The organism is Stenotrophomonas sp. GL_101, from assembly GCF_057835675.1.
In genome coordinates, this window is sequence record NZ_CM174432.1 from 3,795,191 (window position 1) to 3,814,775 (window position 19,585).

Annotated in this window: 18 protein-coding genes; 3 read left to right on the forward strand and 15 right to left on the reverse strand. The window is 67.2% G+C overall.

Translation table 11 applies throughout. The annotated features are described in order from the left end of the window. Positions 1–4: 4 nt before the first annotated feature. The 15 genes from AC3IR9_RS16715 to AC3IR9_RS16785 form a co-directional block, all read right to left on the reverse strand. A complete protein-coding gene (locus AC3IR9_RS16715) occupies positions 5–700 on the reverse strand; it encodes a pilus assembly protein (RefSeq protein WP_489292110.1) in 696 nt (231 codons plus the stop codon). Between the two features lie 17 nt (positions 701–717). Then, the gene (locus tag AC3IR9_RS16720) at positions 718–1,857 is read right to left on the reverse strand and encodes a CblD like pilus biogenesis initiator family protein (protein ID WP_489292111.1); all 1,140 of its coding nucleotides are present in this window, start codon (positions 1,855–1,857) and stop codon (positions 718–720) included. Then, a complete protein-coding gene (locus AC3IR9_RS16725) occupies positions 1,854–4,577 on the reverse strand; it encodes a TcfC E-set like domain-containing protein (protein WP_489292112.1) in 2,724 nt (907 codons plus the stop codon). Before AC3IR9_RS16725 ends, AC3IR9_RS16720 begins: the two co-directional genes overlap by 4 nt. Before the next feature lie 51 nt (positions 4,578–4,628). Beyond that, positions 4,629–5,135 carry a CS1 type fimbrial major subunit gene (locus AC3IR9_RS16730; RefSeq protein WP_489292113.1) on the reverse strand — a complete coding sequence of 169 codons (507 nt, stop codon included), beginning with the start codon at positions 5,133–5,135 and terminating at the stop codon, positions 4,629–4,631. A 281-nt stretch (positions 5,136–5,416) separates the two neighbouring features. Further along, a complete protein-coding gene (locus AC3IR9_RS16735) occupies positions 5,417–6,472 on the reverse strand; it encodes a protein kinase domain-containing protein (protein ID WP_489292115.1) in 1,056 nt (351 codons plus the stop codon). A gap of 62 nt (positions 6,473–6,534) precedes the next feature. Next, on the reverse strand, positions 6,535–6,897 hold the full coding sequence (locus AC3IR9_RS16740; RefSeq protein ID WP_489292117.1) for a NirD/YgiW/YdeI family stress tolerance protein: 363 nt from the start codon (positions 6,895–6,897) through the stop codon (positions 6,535–6,537). Between the two features lie 703 nt (positions 6,898–7,600). Beyond that, positions 7,601–8,878, reverse strand: a complete 1,278-nt coding sequence (locus AC3IR9_RS16745) for a citrate synthase (RefSeq protein ID WP_489292118.1) — start codon at positions 8,876–8,878, stop codon at positions 7,601–7,603. Between the two features lie 355 nt (positions 8,879–9,233). Next, positions 9,234–9,494, reverse strand: coding sequence for a type B 50S ribosomal protein L31 (locus tag AC3IR9_RS16750; protein WP_489292120.1), 261 nt, complete (start codon positions 9,492–9,494; stop codon positions 9,234–9,236). Positions 9,495–9,604: 110 nt separating this feature from the next. Continuing rightward, positions 9,605–10,543 (reverse strand): nucleoside hydrolase, encoded by a 939-nt coding sequence (locus AC3IR9_RS16755; RefSeq protein WP_489292121.1) that lies wholly within the window; start codon positions 10,541–10,543, stop codon positions 9,605–9,607. A 185-nt stretch (positions 10,544–10,728) separates the two neighbouring features. After that, complete coding sequence (recG, locus tag AC3IR9_RS16760; protein WP_489292122.1) at positions 10,729–12,840, reverse strand: ATP-dependent DNA helicase RecG; 2,112 nt, start codon at positions 12,838–12,840, stop codon at positions 10,729–10,731. Position 12,841: 1 nt separating this feature from the next. After that, complete coding sequence (locus AC3IR9_RS16765; protein WP_489292123.1) at positions 12,842–13,234, reverse strand: RidA family protein; 393 nt, start codon at positions 13,232–13,234, stop codon at positions 12,842–12,844. Between the two features lie 175 nt (positions 13,235–13,409). After that, positions 13,410–15,569, reverse strand: coding sequence for a RelA/SpoT family protein (locus AC3IR9_RS16770; protein WP_489292125.1), 2,160 nt, complete (start codon positions 15,567–15,569; stop codon positions 13,410–13,412). A gap of 227 nt (positions 15,570–15,796) precedes the next feature. Then, positions 15,797–16,096 (reverse strand): DNA-directed RNA polymerase subunit omega, encoded by a 300-nt coding sequence (rpoZ, locus tag AC3IR9_RS16775; protein ID WP_489292126.1) that lies wholly within the window; start codon positions 16,094–16,096, stop codon positions 15,797–15,799. Between the two features lie 112 nt (positions 16,097–16,208). Then, on the reverse strand, positions 16,209–16,874 hold the full coding sequence (gene gmk / locus AC3IR9_RS16780; RefSeq protein ID WP_489292128.1) for a guanylate kinase: 666 nt from the start codon (positions 16,872–16,874) through the stop codon (positions 16,209–16,211). Beyond that, positions 16,871–17,731, reverse strand: coding sequence for a YicC/YloC family endoribonuclease (locus tag AC3IR9_RS16785; protein ID WP_489292129.1), 861 nt, complete (start codon positions 17,729–17,731; stop codon positions 16,871–16,873). Before AC3IR9_RS16785 ends, gmk begins: the two co-directional genes overlap by 4 nt. A 125-nt stretch (positions 17,732–17,856) precedes the next feature. Between AC3IR9_RS16785 and rph the strand changes: the two genes are divergently transcribed. From rph to rdgB, 3 genes are read left to right on the forward strand one after another with little or no spacing between them, the layout of a single operon-like run. Next, positions 17,857–18,585: a ribonuclease PH gene (rph, locus tag AC3IR9_RS16790; protein ID WP_489292131.1), complete on the forward strand. Its 729-nt coding sequence runs from the start codon at positions 17,857–17,859 to the stop codon at positions 18,583–18,585. Further along, positions 18,582–18,971 carry a VOC family protein gene (locus AC3IR9_RS16795; protein WP_489292132.1) on the forward strand — a complete coding sequence of 130 codons (390 nt, stop codon included), beginning with the start codon at positions 18,582–18,584 and terminating at the stop codon, positions 18,969–18,971. Before rph ends, AC3IR9_RS16795 begins: the two co-directional genes overlap by 4 nt. Further along, complete coding sequence (rdgB, locus tag AC3IR9_RS16800; protein WP_489292133.1) at positions 18,968–19,561, forward strand: RdgB/HAM1 family non-canonical purine NTP pyrophosphatase; 594 nt, start codon at positions 18,968–18,970, stop codon at positions 19,559–19,561. The genes AC3IR9_RS16795 and rdgB overlap by 4 nt, the downstream gene beginning before the upstream one ends. Positions 19,562–19,585: the final 24 nt, after the last annotated feature.

Genomic DNA, 19,585 nt, shown 5'->3' on the forward strand with positions numbered 1-19,585 from the left:
GTAATCAGGGGGTAAGGGTGGTCACGTGTTCGCGGTTGCCATCGCGCGTGAGCCGATAGCGCAGTTGCACGGTGTGGCCTGGCGTGACCGTAAACGGCAGCGGCAGCGCGCTGCCCGGATACAGGCTGCGCGACACCTCATGTGCGGTGCAGCGGCTGCCGTCGCAATCGGCGATGCTGGTAATGCCCAGGCGCAGCGTGCCGTCGTTGCGCAGTGCATCGCCCGTTACGCGGGGGCCTACGCTGCCCTCTGCGGGCAGCACGTTCACCAGCGCGCCCCACACCAGGTTCACGCCGACGCTGGCCTGCGCGCCGTCAACGCCGCCGACAGGGGTGTCGTCCGGCCCGCGCACGCCTTCGAAGTACACCCGGTACGCGGTTTCGGCCTCCACCGGCTGCAGGGGAATGACCCGGATCAAGCGGTTGCCGCCGCCGGCCAGGGCAAATTTCCCCGGGGTGATGGCAATGGCGGCCTCGCCGGGTTCGACCTCCACCTCATGCTCCTGCGCGCCGGCGGGATCCACGATGCGGCGCAGCGAGGCCTGGATGTACTGCGGCTGCGTGGACTGCGAATAGATGCGGATCTGCGTGCTGCGCTTGGCATCCACGGAGGCGCGCATGGGGTGCACGGTGAGGTTGGCCTGGGCTGGCACGGCCAGCATCAGGGTCAGGGGAATCAGGCAAGCAATGACGCGTTTCATGGGTACTCCTGGCGGGGTCACGGCGTGGTGGTGGGGACACGCAGCTCCACTTGCACCTCGCCGAAATAGACACCGGGCTGCTGGGTGGAAATGGGTACACGGGGAATATCGAAGGTGAGCGGCGTGGGCACGCAGAACACCGGTTGGTTCATGCCGGGAAGCAGCACCAGCCGTAGCCGGGCGGTGTCGATGCCGTGCAGCTGCTGCTCCACGCCACTGGGCAGGGGCACTGTTGCGCCGTTGTGGGCAAGGCTGACGGCGTAGTCCAGGCGCCGCGTGTCGTCGGCGCCGCCATCGTCATGCCAGAGCGAATAGCCGCTCGGTCCGGGTGGGTGCCCGGCGATATCCCGCACGGTCACGCCCAGGTACTGCGACTGGGATCCGAGTCCGTCGTACAGGCACATGTCGAGCACCGTGCGCCCGCCCACTGTATGACCGATGGGGTCATAGGCGGCGTTGAGCTGGACCAGCGGGGAGACGTGTTCGAAGGCGGGGAAGTAGATGGAGACAGCATCGCGATCGGTGATGGTAAAGTCGAACGTGAAGCGGTAGACGCCTAATGCGTCTTCCACCGGAGAGCGCAAGTTGAGTTCGAGCGCACCTTTCCACTTTCCCGCCACAAGCCGCTCAAGCTCCGAATTTGGCAGCCACAAGTGCATGCTGGTTCCAGCCGGGGGATTGAAGGTGCAGTAGTCTGCGTAAGAGGTGTGCAGCGGCTGCGGGTACGCTTTCCACGAGTCGCTAGAACATGCAAAAGTGCCATCAGCCCGTAGCAGCTGCCCGTGCACCACAACCTCCGTCACGGTGCCTGTGCGCTCTTCAGTCAGCACAAGTCCGACCTTGGATACGTTCGAGGATATTTCGCCGCTGTCTTCTATCGGGCAGCGCCCCAAGGTTGGGAAGCTCGCGCTACTGCATGTGAGGAATAGCCTTCCGTAGAGCTTTCCATAGTCAAACCTGTCGTAGGCGAGGACTGTCTTGGGCGCCATCAGCTCGATGTCGCCGGGCATCGCGGACTTATCCCACGACATCACGGTATCCAAGGCGACGACCCCTCTCGGGGGTTCCGTCTGCGGCGGCCTCTGCCCCCACGCCTTCGGCATCACCATCAGCAATGCCATCACCAGCAACACCGCCCATACGCCACGCCGGTTCATGGCGTCCCTCCGGCCGCAGCGGTCTGCGGCACGACCGCGATCAGCGCCTGTTCCTGCAGCAGGCGGGTTACCCGCGCCTGCTGGCGGATGTCGGCGGGCAGCTGCGCCACGTTCAACGGTGCGCACTGCACCTGGCCGACCAGCATCACCACGTTGCGGCGCTCGCGAACCTGCAGCGGACACTGCAGCAGGCGGTCGTCCTGCAACAGGTAGAGGGTGCGTTCGCGGCGTGGAAAATCGGCCACAAAGCCGCCGTTGGCGCCGGTGCCGGGCACCGGCGCGTTGAGGATGCGCGCACCGCGCAGCGGCACGCCGGCGATGTCGCGCGCGTTGCCGATGAAGGTGTAGGTCACCTCGATCGGCACCGGCAGCTGCACGAGGCGGCCCGGCGACAGGAACAGCGGCCGTGCACCGCCCACCCCGGTCACGCGGATGGCGGCATCGCTGGTCAGGGCGCTGGCGTCCTGCACTTCGGCACGGTGCGACTGGTACGCCGGCAGCGGCAGCAGGCGACGTTCGCCCAGTGCCAGGCGCTGCCGGCGCTGCCCCCCCACCTGCAGCTCGGCGGCCACGCCGGTCAGTTCCAGGTCGTCGGTGTCGTCCACCTGCACGGCCAGCCCGGCGTCCGCGCCCAGGCCACCGCCCCAGTAGAAGCCGCGGCGTCCCAGCGCCAGCCCGGAACTGTGGGTGGCGCTGTAGGCCAGCTCATCGCTGCCGTGCTGCTGGTAGTGGGCCAGGGTCACACCGGTGTGCCCGACGCTGTTCTGCAGTTGCGCGCTGAGCGCGGCGCTGTAGCGGTCGCTGTTGTTGCCGCGCAGGTCCAGCGAGGCTTCGCGGTACTGCGTCTCCACCTCTTGGCGCACGGTCTGGCCGGCGCTGTAGTTGAGCTCCGGGCGGGCGTGCCGGGGCTGCCGATAGTCCAGGCCATAGCGGCGCTGCGAGGTGCCGCGGTCGCCGCGTTGCAGGCGGGTCAGGCTCAGGTTGAGATAGAGGCCGCGGTCACGGCCATCGCGCAGGCTGCTGCGCGTGGTCTGCTGCCACAGGCCGATGCGGGTGGACACACTGAACTCCTGCCAGCGCTGCACGCGGCTGTAGCTGGCCTGCCAGGTGCGGCTGAGCTGCGGTTCACGCGTGTAGCGCTGCTCCCACGGTGGCAGCAGCGGGTCGAGCCCGGCCATCGGGTCGTCGATGTCGCCCGGCAGCAGCGCGCCGCGGCTCCAGGTCTGGCGGCGGGTGTAAGCCACGTAGGCACTGCCGCCGGCCACCGGCAGCGCCATCGAGGCGCTGAGCGAATCGGCGCAGCCCAGGCGGTCGCGCGCGTCGTCCTCGAACTGGCAGGCCTTGCCGCGCAGCCGCTGGTGGTACAGGTTCCAGGAGGCCAGACGGCGGTAGGACAGCTGATGCTGCTGGCCGCTGCTGCCGTCGCTGCCACGCAGGCCGCTGAAGGAGGCGCGGAATTCCTGGGTGGCAAACAGGCGGCGGAAATCCGCGCGCAGCTCGCCATAGCTGAAACCGCCGATGTCGGCGACGCCGGCCGTCATTGCCAGGTCGCGCCCGAACGGCACGCGCACGCCTCCCATGGCGGCCATCTCGCCGTCGAAGCGGTCACTGCGGCGCTCGTTGCGGCGGCCGCCCTGCAGGAACCACTGCACGCTGCTGTTGGTCCAGTCGCCGCCCTTGTCGAAGGGCGCATCTTCGCTGCGTACCAGCACGCCATCTTCGTAGATGCGCAGCGACACGGTGTAGGTGCCGAACGGGAAGCGCCGGGTGTCCAGGTCGTTGATGCCGGCCTGCAGGTAGAAGGTCTGCAGCAGGCGCTCGCCATCGAACGCATCCACCCGCGCGTCGCGGCCGAGCAGCACGGTCAGTGGCGTGGCCTGGACGGCGGACTCGGTGTCCACGTAGGCCTGGGTGGTGCCCACGCGCAGGCCGGCGAAGCGGTCCATCGGCATCATGCTGAAGCTGAAGGTGCCGCCCTGCGGGCTGGACAGGTTGCGCCGGTCCATGCGCCCGGCCTGCAGGTAATGCTGCTGGCCCAGGTCGTGGCGGTAATAGGCATTGTCGACCTGGAACTGCTGGCGGCGCGGGCCGCTGCGGTACTGCTGGCTGCTGAAGTTCCAGTCCGCCGCCAGGTGGCCGCGCTGGAACAGGCCAAGCGCACCGGCGCCCTGGGCGGTGAGCGCCTGGTAGCCGCGCCCGCCACTGAGGTTGACGGTCTGCTGGTGCAGGAACGCGTTCTCGGCGTTGCTGCTGATCTGGTGGAAGCGGTCGGCGGCCGGCTCGGCGCTGATCCATTGGCGGGCGACGAACAGGCGCACCGCGCCCTCGCCTTCGTCATACAGGGCGCGCACGGTGTGGGGGTCCTCGGGTGGATCGAGATAGCCGCAGCCTGCGCTGGCATCGCCATAGCGGCAGGCCCGATGACTGTTGCGCGGCAGCGGTTGCGACAGCGCAGGCAGCAACGCCGCCTGGGCCTCGGTGGACAGCTCCAATGCCTGCAGCACCTTCGCCGGGTCTTCCAGCTGCACGTGCTCCAGGGTCACGCGCACCGGCGACAGCCCGGCCGAGAGGCCGAACAGGCGCACATCAAGTTGTTCGATCTGACCCTCGGCCAGTTCTTCGAAACCGACCGGTACGCCCCGTGCCGCAGCCAGCGGGGTGGCCAACGACAGGGCGAGCGCGATCGCCAGCCGGGTGCCGGCAGGTGCGTGAGCGTTCATGGAGGTTGATGCCTGATGCGGCCGGCCCGGGTACCGGGCCGGCGCAGGGTGTTACGGGGTGCCGGTCTTCTGCACCATCGCGATGCTGACGATGCCTTCGTACTCGCCCGCCACGGCGACCGGTGCGCGGGTGACCTGGCCGATACGCAGGTCCATCACCACCGAGGCCCCCTGCAGGGCGCCGTCGTAGATATCCGAGGCGAGGAAGTCCTGGGCGGCGACTGTCAGGCGCTTGTTGTTGAGGTCGACCGCCAGCGGAATCGGCGTGCCGCCGCCGCCCTTCAGCACCAGCGACGGATCGGTGGTCAGGCGGACTTCGATGTCCTTGGTTTCATCGTTGGTATAGATGCGCACACGCTCGGTGTGGGCGTTCAAACCCTGCCCCGGAATGTGGGAGAGCGTGATCAGGTCCGGCAGGGCACTGCCGTCGGCCTTCATCAGCGCCAGGGTGGTGTCCACATTGGTGTAGACCTTGATGTGGGATTCGGCGGCGTTGGCCGACACGGATGCGGCGACCAGCGCTGCAGCGAGCGCGGCCTTCTTGAAGATGGTGGACATGGGGTCTCTCTCTTGGTGTCATCGAAAGGAAGCTTTCGGCGAAAGCACCGCAACACCGCGTGGGGTGTGGCAGCCCAGTCAGATTAGTCAGCGAGACGTGATTTCCCCATTCAACCAGTCCTAAAAATGACGCTGCATGGCCCGTTCTGCGACACCCCGCGCAGTCCCGGAACAACGCACGCATTCCTACTTTTCCTGGCACACCAGCGCGCGCGCATGGCCCCCCTGCCCAGGCGCAAGGGGGGGTCGCAGCCACCCTTGGCCTGCGCCGGGTGCAGCGCTTAGGCCTGGCCCAGCACCGGCTCGTCCAGCAGCATTTCCTGCAAGTCTTTCCACATTTTTTCGCGCACCCGCCGCACCATCGCCGAGTCGCTCGTGGCCGGCACGGGAACCGGCAACACCGCACGGGCATGACGCGCCAACACGCCAACCGCGGCGGCCGCCGACGGACGTCGTGCGGGATCTGCATCCATCAATGCCGCGACCAGCGCGCGCACGTGCACGGGCACCTGTTTGCGCAGGCGACCCAATGCAGGCCGCTGCTCCACGCTGGCCTGCGCCGCCGAATCGGCCTCGTCGCGGTGCATCAACCAGGAGGTCAACAGCTGGTGGATGGTGGCGCCGAGCCCATATAGATCTTCGCGCTGGTGGGTGCCGGCGAACGCGCCACGTTTGGCCTCCGGTGGCATGTAGCTGGGGGTGCCCCACGGTGTGTCGCTGGTGTCATCGGCACGCAACGCGCCTTCGAAGTCGACCGGGCGCAGGCGGCCACTGCGATCCACCAGCAGGTTGGCCGGCTTCAAGTCGCGCCACACCCATCCGGCCGCATGCAGGTCGGCCACCAGCTGCGCCACCCCGGCGGCATAGGCCAGCGCATCGGCCAGCGGAATTTTCTTCTGCGGATCGGCGCAGGCGTGCAGCAGTGGCTCGCCGTCGATGTGCTCCATCACCAGATAGCGGTGCTCACCGATGCAGAACGCATCGATCACCGCAGGCGGCGCAAACGGCAGCCCGTCCATCGCGCGCAGGAACGCTTCCTCGCGCTCGACGAAGCTGCGGCCGTCCAGCCCATGCCAGTTGGTTTCGCCGTGGCGACGCCCTTCCTTCACCACGCACAGCCGCGCCGGGGAATACTGGATATCCACGGCGCGGTAAACGCCGCCCTTGCCGCGCTGCATGAACGCTTCGTAGCAGAGGAAGCGGGTCTGCAGCGGCGTGGGTAGCGATGCCGTCTCGACGGGTGTGTGGAACGGGCACTGGACCCAGTCGGGTACCGCCTTGCCGGGTTCGCGCAGGTCGGGAACCAGTTCACCGCCGGGCATGCGCACGGCGCTCACCCGGGTGCCATCGTCACCTGGCAGGCCGACATGGCAATCTGCGCAAACGGGCCGGCGGAAGGTCAACGCGGCGGCAGGACCTGCACGCGTTTCACCTCGATATCGGTGGCCTTGAAGCGGTGCGTGTCCACCTTGCCCAACAGTTCGACCGTGGTGGCCGCTTCGATGGGCAGGTGCGGCATGTCTTCGTCGTCGATCTCCACCTCGATCTCGCCGGTGGCGTCGCGGAAGCGGTAGCGTTCATCGCCGACCTTGGCGACCAGATGGCCCAGCAGCAGCACCGCATGGTCGTCGCGCTGCTGGCGCGCCTGCGCCACGGTGGTGGCGACCGCGGTGGCCCCCGGTCCGGTATAGCCGGCCAGCGCGTCGCTGGCGTGCAGGGTGGATGCAGCGGCAAGCAGCGGAATCAGCAGGTAACGCTTCATGGTCGGTCTCCTTTCGGCATGGCTTGATTGATGTGACAAGCCTGTTCCGTAGAGCCCGATAGACCCATGCAATAAGTACGAAAACGTCAGCGCACCGCCCCACCCCGCAGGCCCCGTTCATCCGCACGCCGGGTAGAGCCACCCCATGGGTGGCTGCACAGGGTGCCCACATCAACCGAAGCCACCGCGAAAAGAGGTTTTTCTCCCATCTGGGGGGAGCGTGATTGCTGCAGGGGCCGTCGATGAGTGAACACGACGCTGCGCGGGCGGTACCGTGTGGATCGGCTGTCGTGTCCGATCAGGCGGGTCGCGAGCGTGAGGGCCCCGTAGCAGCCGGTAGGCCCCTGGCGCAAATGTCCCCCGGCCGCGAGCGGCCTCCTCCTTGATTTTGCCCAGGAGCCTACCGGCTGCTACGAGGCTCGGCTTGCGGTGGGCAGGTGGACGCCAAGGTTTTTGGCGGTGGCCGGTGGGTCGGGCGCTGGGCCCCCATGCCCTTGGAGGCGAAATAAAGGGGGAGGTGGCGGCCGCAGGCCGACGCCGGAGGACATTCGCCGGAAAGGGCATGGGGGCCCAGCGCCCGACCCGCCGACGGCTGTGCCTGAAAAGCGTCATGGCACGTTGCTGCTTGCCCCGCAGATGGGAGAAGACCCAAAAAAAACGCCCCGCAATGCGGGGCGCCTTTCAACACGCGGTACCGGGGCGATCAGCCTTGGTAGTCGCGCACGTCGCTGCCGGTGTAGACCTGGCGCGGACGGCCGATCTTCATTTCCGGATCGACCTGCTGTTCCAGCCAATGCGCAACCCAGCCGGAGGTACGGCCCAGGGCGAACATGACGGTGAACATTTCGGTCGGGATCTGCAGCGCCTTGTAGATGATGCCGCTGTAGAAATCGACGTTCGGGTACAGCTTGCGCGCGACGAAGTAGTCGTCCTGCAGCGCGGCCTGTTCCAGCTTGACGGCCACGTCCAGCAGCGGATCCTGCACGCCCAGCTGCTTGAGCACCTTGCCGGTCATCTCACCGATGACCTTGGCGCGCGGGTCGAAGTTCTTGTACACGCGGTGGCCAAAGCCCATCAGGCGGAAGCCGGAGGTCTTGTCCTTGGCCTTGAGCACGGCGGACTCGACGTTGTCGGCCGAACCGATCTCTTCCAGCATCTTCAGCACGGCTTCGTTGGCACCGCCGTGGGCCGGACCCCACAGCGCGGTGACACCAGCGGCAACCGACGCATACGGGTTGGCACCGGTGGAACCGACCAAGCGCACGGTCGAGGTGGAGGCGTTCTGCTCGTGGTCGGCATGCAGGATGAACAGCAGGTCCAGCGCCTTGACCACGTCCGGGTTCAGATCGTACTGACCATCAGCCGACTCGAAGGTCTGCTTCAGGAAGCGGCTGACGTAGTCCAGCGAGGTGTCCGGCGTGTTGGCCGGCAGGCCCTTGCCATGGCGATAGATCAGCGCCGACAGGGTCGGCACCTTGGCGATCAGGCGCACGGCGGCCTGGCGGCGCTGCTCGGCGTCGGCCAGGTCCAGCGAGGCGTGGTAGATGCCCGACAGCTGCGCGATGGCTGCGGTCAGGATCGCCATCGGATGGGCGTCCTTGGCGAAGCTGGCGATCAGCGTGTTGATCGATGCATCGACGTTGGCTTCGGCCGCCAGCTCGTCGGTGAAGGCCTTCAACTGCTCGGCGCTCGGACGCTCGCCATTGATGAGCAGGTAAGCCACTTCGACGTAGCTGGACTTTTCCGACAGCTGTTCAATCGGGTAGCCGCGATACAGCAGCACGCCCTTGTCGCCGTCGATGTAGGTGATGGCCGACTTGCAGCTGGCGGTAGCGGTGAAACCAGAGTCGTAAGTGAAGAGACCGGTTTCCTTGGTCAGCTTCGAGATATCGACGCAATCGTTGCCGAGGGTAGGTTTGATGACAGGCAGAACAACCGACGTGTCGCCGGCGTTGAGCGTGACCTGATCAAGATCGGACACTGTGTGCGCTCCTCAAGGGGAAGGCGCCCGACCAAGCGCATGGGTCAGGCACGTGAAGGAAGTCCACGATCGTTGTCGTGGATCCCGCCATTATCGCACAGCAACATTTTCGCCGCCCTTGGACGGAAGTCGTAGAACCTTGCCAGGCCGGGCGAAGTATGGCTGCCGCGAGGCGCGGCAAGGGCTGCACGCGCGTAGGACAATAATGTCCGGACACACCGTTGCGGCAGCGGGAACGCGGCGCCAGCTGGCGTTCAGGAAAGAGCGCGGGGTGCGCGCAGGGCGGCGAACGGCAGACAGCAAAAAACAACGGCCGCCAGAGCGACCGTTGTTTTCATGCAACTGCAGCGACAGATCAGGCTGCGGTCGGCGCCGGCTTGCCGAAACGCTTCTGGAACTTGTCGATACGGCCGCTGGTGTCGATCACCTTGTGCTTGCCCGTGTAGAACGGATGCGAAGCCGAGGAGATTTCAACCTTGACGAGCGGGTACTCGTTGCCGTCTTCCCACTTGACCGTGTCCTTGGAGGACATGGTCGAACGGGTCAGGATCTTGAAATCAGAGGTAACGTCGTGGAAAACCACGTCGCGGTAAGCAGGATGAATATCGGCCTTCATGGGCGCGCACCGTAATAAGGGCTGGTGGTCAAGAGCGGCATTATAGCCCCGGATGCCGCCAAGGGCAAGCCGGGACCATCAACCGTGCGAATGGGCCGCCGGGGCGCCCCTCAGAGGATGCCGAGCGCGGCCCGGACCTGGGCTTCAAAGCGCCCTTGGTCGTAGGCCATCAGCAGCTGGGTGTTATCCGGCTGCCCGGTCTGGCGGTTCCAATCGACAATGGTAGCACCCCGGCTGTGGACGCCGGAAAGTTCCACGTTCAGCGGGCGCGATTCGACCCGCAGCGCGCCTTCGGGCTGCAGCGCCCACGCCATCGCCAGGGCATCGGCGGCGAACCAGCGGTCACCACGGCTGTCTTCGGACCACAGGCGGGTCTGGCGCGAGATCAGTTCGTAGAAGCGGGCCTTGTCGGTGTCGGCGGCCAGCCACTGTTCGACGTCCTTGTGCAGCAGGCCATGGGCGACGGTGGCTTCCCAGTCGGCCACTTCGATGTTCGGGAAGCCGGTGAATACAACGTGCGCGGCCTCCGGGTCGAAGGCGATGTTGAACTCGGCCGCCGGGGTGATGTTGCCGTGGCAGGTCACAGCCCCGCCCATCACCAGGAAGCGCTTCACGCGCTGCGGCAGGGTCGGGTCCAGCTTCAGGGCCAGGGCCAGGTTGGTCAGCGGGCCGAGCGCGACCAGGAACAGCTCCCCGGCGTATTCGTGCGACAGGCGCAGGATGGCCAGTGCCGCGTGTTCGGCTTCGGCCTGGCGCCTGGCGGCCGGCAGGTTCACATCGCCGAAGCCATCGGCGCCGTGCACATGGGCGGCATCCACCGAGGGGTGCAGCAGCGGATCGGCGCTGCCGGCGTACACCGGCACGTCGTCGCGGCCGGCCACTTCACACAGCTTGAGCGCGTTGCGCACGGTGTGGTCCAGGCCGACATTGCCGGCGGCGATGGTCAGCCCGACGATATCGTGGCGGTCATCGGCGAAGGCCATCAGCAGGGCCAGGGCGTCATCCACACCCGGGTCGGTGTCGATCAACAGCGGAATCTTCTTGGTCATCGTTGCCGTCTTGATAATCGGCAAGGGACTTTCGCACCCTGTCATGACAAATACAAGGCGGGGGAATACGGGTGCGAAAGGCGCCGGCCATGGGCCGGGGGCCCTGCGTGCGGAGCCCCTTTCCCGCTCCGTCACGACCAACGGTCGTGACCTACCCCCGGCAGGCGTGGGCGTGCGCCAGCGTCTTACGCCGCCGCATACCGCACCGCGGCCCCGATCCACCGGCGCACCACCTTGTCGGCCACCTCCGGCGCTTCGGCCAGCAGCCGCTCGGCCAGTGCGTGCACGCCGGGCAGCAGGTCGGCATCGCGCGCCAGGTCGGCCATGCGGAACGCGGCCAGGCCGGTCTGGCGGGTACCCAGCAGCTCGCCCGGGCCGCGCAGCTCCAGGTCCTTTTCGGCGATCAGGAAGCCGTCGTTGGTCTGGCGCATGGTTTCCAACCGCTCGCGCGCCATGTTCGACAGCGGCGCCTGATACAGCAGCACGCAACGCGACACTGCCGAACCGCGCCCTACCCGCCCACGCAGCTGGTGCAACTGGGCAAGCCCAAGGCGCTCGGCGTTTTCGATGATCATCAGCGAGGCATTGGGCACGTCCACGCCCACTTCAATCACCGTGGTGGCCACCAGCAGGTCGAGCTGGCCGGCCTTGAAGGCCACCATCGTGGCCAGCTTTTCACTGCCCTTCAGCCGCCCGTGCACCAGCCCCACGCGCACGCCCGGCAGCAGCGCCTGCAGCGATTCGTAAGTGGCCTGCGCCGGGGTGGCATCGAGCTCGTCGCTTTCTTCGATCAGCGTGCACACCCAGTACACCTGCTGGCCCTCCGCACACGCCACGGCGATGCGCTGGATCAGCTCTGGGCGGCGGTCGTTGTTGAACGCCACGGTCTGCACCGGGGTGCGCCCGGGCGGCAGTTCGTCGATGGCCGAGACGTCCAGGTCGGCGTACTCGCTCATCGCCAGCGTGCGCGGTATGGGCGTGGCGGTCATCACCAGCTGGTGCGGCACGCTGCGCCCGTCGGCGCCCTTGTCACGCAGGGCAAGGCGCTGGTGCACACCGAAGCGGTGCTGCTCATCCACGATGGCCAGGGCCAGGTCATTGAACACCACGCTGTCCTGCATCAACGCATGGGTGCCCACCACCACCTGCGCCGCGCCGGACGCGACGTCGGCCAGTACCCGGGCGCGCGCCTTGCCGGTGACCTTGCCGGCCAGCCAGGCGGTGCGCACGCCCAGCGGTTCCAGCCAGGCACGCAGGTTGTTGAGATGTTGTTCGGCAAGCAGTTCGGTAGGCGCGGCCAGCGCAACCTGCTTGCCCCGCTCCACCGCCAGCATCGCCGCCAATGCGGCCACCACGGTCTTGCCCGAGCCGACGTCGCCCTGCACCAGGCGCAGCATCGGGTGCGCCTTGACGAGATCCTTGCGGATCTGCTCGAACACGCGCTGCTGCGCGCCGGTGAGCTGGAACGGCAGGCTGTCGCGCAGTTGTTTCACCAGCCTGCCCGGGCCGCGCAGCGACGGCGCGTGATGGGCCTGCAGCGCCATGCGCTGGCGGCGCAGGCTGAGGTGGTGGGCCAGCAGCTCTTCGATGGCCAGGCGCCGTTGCGCCGGATGCGTGCCGCTGGCCAGCGCGGCCAGGTTGGCGTCCGGCGGTGGCCGGTGCACGGTGAGCAGTGCGCTGCGCAGCGACGGCAGCCCCATCCCGGACAACCAATCGGGCGGCAGCAGTTCCAGTGTGGATTCTTCGGGCAGCCGGTCCAGTGCCAGCCCGATGAACCGGCGCAGGGTGACCGGGCCCACGCCTTCCACCGCGGGGTAGACCGGGTCGAGGCTGTCGCCCAGGTCCTCATCATCGCTGCCCCCCATCACCCGGTAACTGGGGTGGACGATCTCCAGGCCGTGGTGGCCAGGCTTGGGGGTGCCGTAGCAGCGGACGCGCGCGCCCACGCCGAACTGCGCCACCTGCTGCGCGCGGAAATGGAAAAAGCGAAGTACCAGGGTGCCGTAGGAGTCGTCTTCGATGGCGACCTTGAGCATCGGCCGGCCACGGAAGCCACGCTCGACCGCGCTGACCCGCCCCTCCACCTGCGCGGCCATGCCGGGCTGCAGTTGGGCGATGGTGCTCAGCCGGGTACGGTCTTCATAACGCAGCGGCAGGTGCAGCCACACATCCTGCAGGGTGAGCAGGCCACGGGCCTCCAGTTTGGCGGCCACCGCCGGGCCGACCCCGGGAAGCATCGACAACGATGCTTCGCCGGCGGCCGCCAGGGCCGGTGCAGGAACCCGTGACCGCGCCACGTCAGGCCTGGTCGAGCACCATCACCGCGTCAACCTCGAAGTTTGCACCCTTGGGCAGGCCGGAGACTTCGATGGTGGAGCGGGCCGGGAACGGGGCCTTGAAGTAGTCCTGCATGACCGCGTTGACCTTGGCGAACTCGGCCAGGTCGGTCAGGTACAGGCCCAGGCGCACGATCTGGTCCAGCGTGCCGCCGGCTTCTTCAGCCACGGCCTTGAGGTTGTCGAAGGCGCGCCGCGCCTGGGCTTCGATGTCGCCGGCACCGACGATGTCACCGGTGGCCGGGTCCAGCGGGATCTGGCCGGAGAAATACACGGTGTTGCCGGCGCGCACGGCCTGCGAGTACGGGCCGATGGCCGCCGGGGCCTTGTCGCTGGTGATGATCTGACGGGACATGGAAGCTCCAGGTAACAAAAGTGGGCCCATCATTGTACCGCCGAAGCCGAGGCCCGAAGCCGCAATCCCTGGCGATCCGGGGCCGATGATTGCCGCGCGTTGCGCGGCCAGCCGACCAACGGTCGACTCTACGCGGTGGCGTGCCGATTGCATGACCGAGGGGCGCCGGGGCCGATCATTGCCTGCGCACCGATTGGACGACGGAGAGGCGGCGGAGGCGGCGCATCACTTCGGCCAAGTGGTTGCGGTCGCGCACCTGGATGTTGAAGGCCAGTACCGCCGCGTTGAAATCGCGGTCCAGGTAATCGACCCGTTCGATGTTGGAATGGCTTTGTGCGATGGCCGCGGCCAGCTGCGCGAGCACGCCGGTGCCGTTCTCCACTTCCACCACCAGTGAGGTGTCGTAGTCGCCGGAGACGGTGGTGTCCCAGCCGATCGGTACCCAGCGCTCGGGCGATTTACGCAGCTCGGCCAGGTTCGGACAGTCCGTGCGATGCACCACGATGCCCTTGCCGGCGGTGTGGTAACCCATGATGTCGTCGCCAGGGATAGGCTGGCAGCAGTTGGCGAAGCTCACCACACCGCGCTCGCTGCCGTTGATCAGGATCTTTTCCTGCGAGTGTTTGGAATGCGCGCCGCCGCGCAGCTCGGCATAGGCCATCAGCGCCTGCGCGGCCTGGTTGGGCATCCAGTTGCCCAGCGCCACTTCGGCCAGCAGGGCCTCCAGGCGCGGGTAACGATGTTCGGCCAGGAAGGCATCCAGGCGCCCCTTGGGCAGGCGCTCCAGTGAACTGTCCATCGCCTCCAGCGCACGGTCGAGCATGCGATGACCCAACTGCACCGCGTCTTCGTGCTCGAGCTGCTTGAGCTGGTGGCGGATGGCGGTGCGTGCCTTGGAACTGACCACGAACTCCAGCCACTGCGGCTTGGGCGTGGCCGAGCGCGCGGTGATCACTTCCACGGTCTGTCCACTGACCAGCTTGGTACGCAGCGGTACCAGCTTTTTGTCCACGCGCGAGGCCACCGCCATGTTGCCCACGTCGGTGTGCACCGCATAGGCGAAATCGAGCGCGGTGGAATTGCGCGGCAAGGCCAGGATCTTGCCCTTCGGGGTGAACAGGTACACCTCGTCGGGGAACAGGTCGACCTTGACGTTGTCCAGGAATTCCAGCGAGGAACCGGCCGCCCGCTGCGAATCGATCAGCTCCACGATCCACGCATGCGCGCGGCTCTGTGCACTGTTGGGCGAATCGCCGCCGAACTTGTAGGTCCAGTGCGCAGCCACGCCGCGCTCGGCGATCAGGTCCATTTCCTCGGTACGGATCTGCACTTCGATCGGCGAGCCGTACGGCCCGAACAACACCGTGTGCAGCGACTGGTAACCGTTGGCCTTGGGGATCGCGATGAAGTCGCGGAAACGCCCGTCCAGCGGCTTGAAGGTGGCATGCACCGCACCGAGCGCGTGGTAAGCGTTGGGCACGCTGCGTACGACCAGGCGGAAGCCGAACACGTCCATCACCTGGTCGAAGGATTTGTTCTCGTCGTGCATCTTGTTGTAGATGCTCCACGGGGTCTTGATGCGGCTGACCAGCCGATGCTCCAACCCTTCCTTGGCCAGCCGCTGGCTGAGCTGCACTTCCACCTGCGCCATCGCCTCGCGGCGCACCACCGGCTGGCTGCGGATGTGTTTTTCCAGGATGGCGTGGCGCCACGGGTACAGCGCCTTGAAGCCGAGGTTCTGCAGTTCGCTCTTGACCAGGCTCATGCCCAGCCGCTGCGCGATGGGGGCGTAGATTTCCAGCGTTTCGCGGGCGATGCGGCCGCGCGCTTCGCGGCTCTGCGCGCCGAGCGTGCGCATGTTGTGCAGGCGGTCGGCGAGCTTGATCATGATCACGCGCAGGTCGCGCGACATCGCCAGCAGCATCTTGCGGAAGCTTTCGGCGGCTGCTTCCTGGCGGTCGCGGAACTTCAGCTTGTCCAGCTTGGTCACCCCGTCGACCAGCTCGGCCACCGCTTCGCCGAACTCGGCGGCCAGCTCCTCGCGGGTCAGCGGCGTGTCTTCGATGGTGTCGTGCAGGATCGCGGCGATCAGCGCCTCCACATCCAGGCCGAGTTCGGCCAGCACCTGGGCCACCGCGACCGGGTGGGTGATGTAGGGCTCACCGGACTTGCGGGTCTGCCCGGCATGCGCGGCGGCACCGACTTCCCAGGCACGGCGCAGCAACGGCAGCTGCTCGGGCGGCAGGTAATGCGCCGCGCGTTCGAGCTGGAGGACATAGTCGGGTACGGCCGCGCCCGGGGGCGAGGCGACCTTGGCAGTGGGGCCTGGGTTCATGCTGGAAGACTATTCCAGCGGCGGGATAACGGCAAACGTCTGAACAGGGGTTGGGCGCGTGATGCGACGACCAACGGTCGTCGGCTACCGGTTGGGGGCGGCCGGTGCGTTGCGACGACCAACGGTCGTCGGCTACCGGGTGTGCGGCGTTGGTTTGCCGGGCCCGGACGCAGAACAGCCCGCCAAGGGCGGGCTGTTCTGGCAACAACGTATGTTCGCCGAAGCGATCAGTCGTCGTTCTTGGACATGTCTTCGTCGGCGACGACTTCGGCAGCGGCCCATTCCAGTGCTTCACGCTCGGCACGCTCGCGCTCGGCCTTCTCGACTTCGTCGATCATGGCGTTGTCGATCCGGCGGGCGGCAATTTCGCGCAGCGCCAGCACGGTCGGCTTGTCTTCGGTTTCGCTGTTATCCAGGGTGGCCTGGACGCCATTGGCCAGCTGACGGGCGCGCTTGGACGCCATCATGACCAGTTCGAAACGGTTGTTCACAACTTCCAGACAATCTTCTACGGTGATGCGGGCCATGCGGGCTCCCGGCAGCCGGTGCGGGCTGCTCAATCGAATGAGGGAAAGGGGACGGATTGTACCGGTGGGGGCTGGACAAAATCAAGCCAACCGGTTAGCTGCCCCTTGGGAATCAGTCAGTTGTGGCCGATTCCTGGGTCAGCAGGGCCTGGATGAGCCCGGCGTGGCGGACCTTCTGGGCCTCCCGGCGCAGCCGGCTGGCGGTGAAGATGGCGCACAGTTCGTCCACGGCGGTGTCGAACACCTCGTTGACGATCACGTAGTCGAAATCGTTGAAATGGAGCATTTCCTCGCGCGCAGCCGACAGGCGCTGGGCAATCACCGCCTCGCTGTCCTGGCCACGCTTGCGCATCCGGTCCTGCAGCGCCTGCCGGGACGGCGGCAGGATGAACACGGTGACCGTGCCTGGCACCAGTTGGCGGACCTGCTGGGCGCCCTGCCAGTCAATCTCCAGAAGCACGTCCTGGCCGGCGGCCAGCTGCGGCTCCACCGACTGGCGCGCGGTGCCCTTCCAGTCGCCGTGCACCCAGGCATGTTCGAAGAAGTCGCCGGCGGCGATCATCCGTTCGAATTCCTCGGCACTGACGAAGTGGTAGTGCTCGCCGTTGACCTCGCCGGGGCGCGTGGCGCGCGAGGTGAACGAGATCGACAGGGCGATCTGCGGGTCGCGCGCCAGAGTGGCGTTGACGATGCTGCTCTTGCCGGCCCCGGAGGGCGCGGCCACGATGTACAGGGTGCCGCGCGCGGGCGCACCGGGGGGCGTGGGCTGGGGGCTCATTCGATGTTCTGCACCTGTTCGCGGATCTGGTCGATCAGCACCTTCAGCTCGACGGCGGCGTTGGACGTACGGCTGTCCACCGACTTGGAGCCCAGGGTGTTGGCTTCGCGGTTGAACTCCTGCAGCAGGAAGTCCAGGCGTCGGCCGACCGGCTCACGCTGCTTGAGCACGCGGCGGATTTCCACGATGTGGCTGCCCAGCCGGTCCAGCTCTTCATCCACGTCCAGCTTCTGCAGCCACAGCACCAGTTCCTGCTCGGCACGGCCGGGATCGACCGGGTGCGGCAGGTCGGCCAGGCGGGCCGCCAACTTGGTCCGCTGGCCCTCGCGGATGGTCGGAATCAGCGTGCGGACCTCGGCGGCGATACGCTCGATGGCGTCCACGCGCTCGACGATCGCATTGCCCAGCTGGTCGCCCTCGCGCTCGCGCGCGGCCACGAAGCTGCCCAGCACCTGGTCCAGCAATGCCAACGCCTCGACCTGCAGCGCGGCCGCATCGGTGGCCTCGCCCTGGGTGACGCCCGGCCACTGCAGCAGGTCGATGAAGCTGACCTGCAGGCTGGGGAAGTCCGAGGTCAGCCGGTGTGCCAGCGCGCCCAGCTGGCCCAGCAGCACCTCGTTGACCTGCAGGCTGGCGCCGGTTTCCGGTGCGCGCAGGCGCATCACCAGGTCCAGCTTGCCGCGGCTCAGGCGAGCGGCGATGCGCTCGCGCAGCTGCGGTTCCAGCGCGCGCAGTTCTTCGGGCAGGCGCGTGCCGACCTCCAGGAAGCGGTGGTTGACCGAGCGCAGCTCGCAACCCAGCGTGCCCCAGGCGGTGGCGCGCTCACCGCCGGCGTAGGCGGTCATGCTTCGAATCATGGTGGGTTTTCCGATGTTCCCAAAGGGGGAATGGTACCCTAGCGACCTCATTCGAGCCTCCCTGCCTGCCCCCTAGGGGTGCGGGCATGGACGCGTTCTCCCCCGCTTTCACGGAACCCCACCGCATGTCCGATTCCCGTCCCAGCGGCCGCCAGGCCGACCAGCTGCGCGAAGTGCGCATCGAACGCGCCTTCACCCGCCATGCCGAGGGTTCGGTACTGGTCAGCTTCGGTGAAACCCGCGTGCTGTGCACCGCCAGCGTGGAAAACCGCGTGCCGGGCTTCCTGCGCGGCAAGGGCGAAGGCTGGGTCACCGCCGAGTACGGCATGCTGCCGCGCTCCACCCACACCCGCAACGACCGCGAAGCGGCCCGTGGCAAGCAGGGTGGCCGCACGCTGGAGATCCAGCGGCTGATCGGCCGCACCCTGCGCGCCTGCATCGACCGCGGCGCGCTCGGCGAGCGCACCATCACCCTGGACTGCGACGTGCTGCAGGCCGATGGCGGCACCCGTACCGCAGCCATCACCGGCGCTTACGTGGCGCTGGTGGATGCGGTGAACTTCCTGCTCAAGCGCGGCGACATCAAGCGCAACCCGATCTTCGGCGCGGTCGCGGCGGTATCGGTCGGCGTGTACCGCGGCACCCCGGTGCTGGACCTGGACTACGCCGAAGACAGCGACTGCGATACCGACATGAACGTGGTCATGAACGATGGCGGCGGCTTCATTGAACTGCAGGGCACCGCGGAGGGCCACGCGTTCCGTCGTGACGAGCTGGACGCACTGCTGGTGCTGGCCGAGAAGGGCATCAAGGACCTGTTCGTCGCGCAGCAGGCGGCACTGGCGTCGGCATGAACCGTCGCATCGCGCTGACCACCCTGGTGGTGGCCGACTATGACGAGGCGATTGCCTGGTACACCGGCAAGCTCGGCTTCACGCTGATCCACGACATCGACCAGGGCAACAAGCGCTGGGTGGTGGTGGGGCCCACTGACGGCAGCGCAGCGGCGCTGCTGCTGGCACGCGCCAGCAACGACGAACAGCGCAGCCGGATCGGCAACCAGACCGGCGGTCGGGTCGGCTTCTTCCTCAACACCGATGACTTCTGGCGCGACCATGCGGCGATGACCGCGCGCGGCGTGGAATTCCTGGAAACCCCGCGCGAGGAGGTCTACGCGACCGTGGCGGTATTCAAGGACCTGTACGGCAACACCTGGGACCTGCTGGAGCCCACACCATGAAACTGGTCCTGGCCAGCGGCAACGCCGGCAAACTGAAGGAGCTGCAGGCCATGTTGGCTGACCTGCCGCTGCAGATCCTGGCGCAGGCTGAGCTGGGCGTCAGCGACGTACCCGAAACCGGCCTGACCTTCGTCGAGAACGCCTTGATCAAGGCCCGCCATGCCAGCGCCGTCACCGGGCTGCCGGCGCTGGCCGACGATTCGGGCCTGATCGTGGACGCACTCGACGGCGCGCCCGGCCTGTACAGCGCGCGCTACGCCGGCAGCCCGACCAACGACGCGGCCAACAACACCAAGCTGCTCGATGCGCTGCGCGAGGTGCCGGCGCAACGCCGCACGGCACGCTTCTACGCGGTGATCGTGCTGCTGCGCCACGCCAACGACCCGCAGCCGCTGATCTGCGAAGGTAGTTGGGAAGGCGTGATCCTGGATGCACTGCGCGGCAGCAACGGCTTCGGTTACAACCCGGTATTCCTGGACCCGACGCGCGGCCTGACCGCGGCAGAGATGGAGCCGGCGCAAAAGAACGCGATCAGCCACCGCGCCATCGCGCTGCAGTTGCTCAAGCAGAAGCTCGCCGGTTGGCAGTGATGTGCCGCCTGATCGTCCCAGGGA